Consider the following 254-nt stretch of genomic DNA (forward strand, 5'->3'; position numbering starts at 1 on the left):
GGACCAAGCCGGACAAGCCCAACTGGGGCGCACCGAAGATCAGGGAGCGGCTGGCGCGGCTGTATCCGGATGTTCACACGCCGGCGATCTCAACCGTGCATGCCGTCCTCGACCGCAACGGCCTGGTAAGCACGGTAGGCGGCGGCGCAACCGGGCTGAAGGAACAGCACTCTCCAATCCTGGGCTGCCCAACGACCTGTGGTGCGCCGATTACAAAGGCGAGTTCATGCTTGCCGATAAGCGCTATTGCTACC

General features: G+C 63.4%; 1 pseudogene. It reads left to right on the plus strand.

Features of this window, described 5'->3' with window-relative positions:
- A pseudogene (locus tag IB248_RS31455) lies at nt 1–254 on the plus strand (integrase); the annotation flags it as partial.

It is taken from the genome of Rhizobium sp. RHZ01, from assembly GCF_014851595.1.
GTDB lineage: Bacteria > Pseudomonadota > Alphaproteobacteria > Rhizobiales > Rhizobiaceae > Rhizobium > Rhizobium altiplani.